Origin of the sequence: Streptomyces sp., assembly GCF_031181555.1 — a bacterium.
Taxonomy (GTDB): Bacteria; Actinomycetota; Actinomycetes; order Streptomycetales; family Streptomycetaceae; genus Streptomyces; species Streptomyces fimbriatus.
The window spans coordinates 1-4,703 of record NZ_JAPSKQ010000217.1 but is presented as its reverse complement, the minus strand read 5'-3'; the positions used below and the strand labels follow the sequence as shown (position 1 = coordinate 4,703).

Annotated in this window: 4 protein-coding genes; 3 read left to right on the top strand and 1 reads right to left on the bottom strand. The window is 73.1% G+C overall.

Annotation, left to right across the window (positions count from 1 at the left end; genetic code table 11):
• Positions 1–23: 23 nt before the first annotated feature.
• Positions 24–614: an N-acetylmuramoyl-L-alanine amidase gene (locus RIM90_RS28585; RefSeq protein ID WP_309063647.1), complete on the bottom strand. Its 591-nt coding sequence runs from the start codon at positions 612–614 to the stop codon at positions 24–26.
• Between the two features lie 291 nt (positions 615–905).
• Here RIM90_RS28585 and RIM90_RS28580 point away from each other — a divergent pair, with 291 nt between their 5' ends.
• The 3 genes from RIM90_RS28580 to RIM90_RS28570 all read left to right on the top strand — a co-directional run bounded on the left by RIM90_RS28580 (position 906) and on the right by RIM90_RS28570 (position 4,486).
• A complete protein-coding gene (locus RIM90_RS28580) occupies positions 906–2,312 on the top strand; it encodes a family 2B encapsulin nanocompartment shell protein (protein ID WP_309063646.1) in 1,407 nt (468 codons plus the stop codon).
• Between the two features lie 141 nt (positions 2,313–2,453).
• Positions 2,454–3,551, top strand: a complete 1,098-nt coding sequence (locus tag RIM90_RS28575; protein ID WP_309063645.1) for a family 2 encapsulin nanocompartment cargo protein polyprenyl transferase — start codon at positions 2,454–2,456, stop codon at positions 3,549–3,551.
• A 299-nt stretch (positions 3,552–3,850) separates the two neighbouring features.
• Positions 3,851–4,486, top strand: coding sequence for a GNAT family N-acetyltransferase (locus tag RIM90_RS28570; RefSeq protein ID WP_309063644.1), 636 nt, complete (start codon positions 3,851–3,853; stop codon positions 4,484–4,486).
• The last annotated feature ends 217 nt before the right edge of the window (positions 4,487–4,703 follow it).

The window sequence follows — 4,703 nt, the reverse complement described above, 5'->3', positions numbered from 1 at the left end:
GCGTACGCCGTCGCGCCGCCGGGTCACTTCAGGCGATCGCGGATCCGCTCCCTCATCGAGCTCATCGTGAACCCGCGCGGGTCCGCCTTCCCCGGCTGCCACTCCTTGTGCCCGATCACCGACCGCTCGTTCCAGCCGTGGTGACGGCACACCGCGGCCGCGGCCCTCTCGACGGCCTCCAGCTGCGCCGCCGGCCAGGGGTCCTCGCCGTCCCCCAGGTTCTCGCACTCGAAACCGTAGAAGTGCCGGTTGCCGTCGGTGTTCCGTTCGCCGTCCGGCGGCAGCCGCCTCTCGGCGATCACCGCGCGCAGCACGTCGTCGTCGCCGAGACCCGCGTGGTTGGCCCGGCCGTAGCCGACGAGGTGGACCCGGCCGTCCTTGGTGATGACGCCGTGGCACAGGGGTCCCGGCAGGTCCGCGTGACCCTTGCGGCAGAGCTCCACGGTCCGTGCGCTGCCCTTGGTCACCGTGTGGTGGATCATCACGCCGTGGACCGGGCCCCAGGGGCCCTTGTGGTTGCGGTTGTGGTGACGCCAGTCGCCGACCTCGACGACCGTGAGCCCCTCCGCCTTCAGAGCGCGCAGGAACGCGCTTGCGGACATGGGTGGGGCCATGACCGCCTCCTTCGTGCCGGGCGGCGGCCGCCCGTCGCAACCGCCTGCTACCGGGCCTGTACCTAAAAGGAGCACGTTCAACTACTCGTTCGGATCCTGTGCGAGCCGATCCGGACAATCCCCTTCCGGTGGGACGCCGTCGAGCGGCCCCCATGTGTGCCCACACCACCAAAGATCCATTCCCGCTCGTTCGGGTAATGGCGCGGGCACGGGGCGTGAGGAACGCTTGATCACGCAGTCCGACGTCCGGCACAGACGGACGTGGATCACCATCGGGGAGGGCAATTCTCTATGTCGGTAGGCGAAGAGGTCGGCGCGGAGCAGACCAGGCAGCAGCAGAGCCTCGGCACGGCGGCCGCGCGGAACCTGGCCACCACGACCAAGTCCGTGCCGCAGATGCAGGAGATCAGCTCGCGCTGGCTGCTGCGCATGCTGCCCTGGGTCGACGTGCAGGGCGGTACCTACCGCGTCAACCGGCGGCTGACCTACGCCGTGGGCGACGGCCGGATGACGTTCGTGAAGACCGGCGACCGCGTCGAGATCATCCCCGCGGAACTGGGCGAACTGCCGGCCCTGCGGTCGTACGACGACGAGGAGGTGCTGTCCGAGCTGGCCGCCCGCTGCCGGCAGCGGGAGATCGGGGCGGGCCAGGTGATCGCCTCGTTCGGCAGTCCGGCCGACGAGGTGTACCTGCTGGCGCACGGCAGGGTGGAGAAGGTCGGCACCGGCCCCTACGGCGAGGACGAGTCCCTCGGTGTCCTCGCCGACGGCGCCTACTTCGGCGACCAGGCGCTGCTGGACGAGGACGCCATCTGGGAGTACACGGCGCGCACGCTCACCGCCTGCACCGTGCTCGCCCTGCCCCGCGAGGCCGTCGTCCAGGTCGCCGAGCGGTCCGGGACCCTGCGCGAGCACCTGCGGCGGATCCGCACCATCCCCGGGCAGCGCACGAACAAGTACGGGGAGAAGGAGATCGACCTCGCGGCCGGTCACAGCGGGGAGCCGGACATCCCGCACACCTTCGTCGACTACGAGGCCAAGCCGCGCGAGTACGAACTCAGCGTCGCCCAGACCGTACTGCGCGTCCACACGCGCGTGGCCGATCTCTACAACCAGCCCATGAACCAGACGGAGCAGCAGATCCGGCTGACCGTCGAGGCACTGAAGGAGCGCCAGGAGCACGAACTCGTCAACAACCGCGACTTCGGCCTGCTCCACAACTGCGAGTACGACCAGCGGATCCAGCCGCACGACGGCGTGCCGAGCCCCGACGACATGGACGAACTGCTCAGCAGGCGGCGCGGGACCAGGCTGCTCCTCGCCCACCCGCGCGCGATCGCCGCGTTCGGCCGCGAGCTCAACAAGCGGGGACTCGTCCCGGAGACCATCGACATGGGCGGCAACCGCATCCCCACCTGGCGGGGCGTGCCGATCTTCCCGTGCAACAAGATCCCGGTGACCGAGGCCCGGACGACCTCCATCATCGCCCTGCGCACCGGTGAGGAGGACCAGGGCGTCATCGGGCTGCGGGCCGCGGGCATCCCCGACGAGATCGAGCCGAGTCTGTCCGTGCGGTTCATGGGCATCAACGAACAAGCCATCATCAAGTACCTGGTCACGGCCTACTACTCGGCCGCGGTCCTGGTACCGGACGCGCTCGGTGTCCTGGAGAACGTCGAGATCGGCCGATGGCGGTGACCGTCCGCGAGCTCTCGGTGCGCCCGCCGTGTCCCGGCCCGTCCGGACGGGTACACCTCGGGAGTACGTGCTCGACGGCGGCGCAGGCGCCGTCCCTCCGTTCCACGAGCCGGTCCCGGGGGTGAGTCGATGACGGAGTCCATGACGGAACCGAAGGCGGGGCCCCCGACGGAGTGCCCGGCACCGCGTGCGGCGGAGCCGGAGCAGCGCCCGGGCGAGGGGCACGAGGCGACGGTACTGCTGGAGCGGGCGCGGGCCGCGGTCGACCCCGTGCTGCGGGCCGCCCTCGACTCGCTGCCCGTCCCGATGCGCCGGATCGCGCTGTACCACTTCGGCTGGGAGCACGCGGACGGCACCCCGGCCGGGGGAGGTGCGGGAAAGGCGATCCGTCCCGCGCTGGTGCTCGCCGCGGCCTCCGCCCTGGGCGGGCCCGAGGCCCGGACGGCGGCCGTACGGGCGGCGGCCGCGGTGGAACTGGTCCACAACTTCACGCTGTTGCACGACGACGTGATGGACCGGGACGCCACCCGCCGCCACCGGCCCACGGCGTGGACGGTGTTCGGCGACGCCGACGCGATCCTCGCCGGGGACGCCCTCCAGGCGCTCGCCCTGCGGCTGCTCGCCGGGGACACGCATCCGGCGGCCCGGGCCGCGGCGGCCCGGCTCGCGGACTGTGTCATCGAGCTGTGCGCGGGGCAGCACGCGGACACGGCCATGGAGCGGCGCGGCCCCGGCGAGGTGACCCTCGCCGAGACGCTCGCCATGGCCGAGGCCAAGACCGGTGCACTGCTCGGATGTGCCTGCGCGATCGGTGCGCTGTACGCGGACGCCGGGGACGCGGACGTGGCGGCCCTGGACGCGTTCGGCCGTGAGGCGGGACTGGCCTTCCAGCTCATCGACGACGTGATCGGCATATGGGGCGATCCCCGCCGCACCGGCAAGCCGGCCGGAGCGGACCTGGCCGCCCGCAAGAAGTCACTGCCGGTGGTCGCCGCGCTCACCTCGGGGACCCAGGCGGCCGCCGAACTCGCCGCGCTGTACGCGACCGCGCACCGGAAGGAGGACCTGGAGCGGATCGCCCTGACCGTGGAACGGGCGGGCGGCCGTGACTGGGCGCAGGCCGAGGCGGCCGACCGGATGGCCCGCGCGATGCAGGAGGTGGCCCGCGCGGTACCCGACCCGGAGGCGGCGGGCGGGCTGTTGGCCCTGGCCGAGTTCGTGACGCGGCGCAGCACCTGACGGCTCGCCGGGAACGGCCGGGGCACCGGAGCAGGTGCCCCCCCGGCCGTTCCCGTGCGGCCGTCGCCCCGTCCCCGGGCCCACCGGGACCGTGCGGCTCCTGACCCCGCACGGTCCCGTGGCTCCGGCCCGGCGGGTCCCGCACTTCCCCACGATGTGCGGGGCCCGCTCTCCCCACGCCACCGGTTCCGCCCGGCCCGGTTCCGTGCGTCGGCGGCCGCCTCCGGGAAGCGGCCGCCGGGACACCCCGTTAGGCTCAACCCCCGTACGGACGGAGACGGTTGAGGCAAGGGGCGGACATGGGCGTGGCGATCCGGACGGCTGGGGACGGAGACCGGGAGATGGTCGTCCGGCTCCTGGACGAGGCGTTCCAGGACGACCCGGTGAGCGGCTGGATCTTCCCCGACGAGGAGTACCGCCGTACGACGCACCACAAGCTCATGGCCGCGTTCACCGAGATCGTGCTCGCCGAGGGGCGCGTCGACGTCACCGAGGACGGATCGGCGTGCGCGCTGTGGATGTCCGTACCCGCGGACGACCACGGCGACGGTGACGGCGGGACGGACGACGACGGCCCGGCACAGATGCGCCGGGACGTCGACCCGGAGAACGAGCGCGTGGAACTGATCGGCCGGCTGACGGCGGGCATCCACCCCTCGGGACGGGCCCACGAGTACCTGTGGATGATCGGCGTGGCACCCGGCCGCCAGGGCGAGGGACTCGGCACCGCGCTGATCGGCCCGGTCCTCGACCGCTGCGACCGGGAGGGGCTGCCGGCCTACCTCGAGGCGAGCAGCGAACGCAGCCGCCGGCTGTACGAGCGCCTCGGCTTCGCACCGGCCGGTGAGCCCCTGGCCCTCCCGGACGGACCGCACATGTGGCCGATGTGGCGCGAACCCCGGACCACCGGCTCGCGGGACGGCCTGGACGGGTGATTCCCGTGCCTCCGTCCGCGTCCCCGCCCCGCTGCCGCACCGCATGAGATCCCCCGCAGGGCCGGCCGTCGGCGGGGCCGCGCCCCGACAGGGACGTTCGGCCCTGGTCGCGGACACGCGTCCCGGCCTCACCGGTTTCGCGGAGAGCGCCCGTCGACGCCCCGAGGGGTCCGGCGGGGCGCCGGACGACGAGGGCGGCCAGGGGCGGGACGGGTAC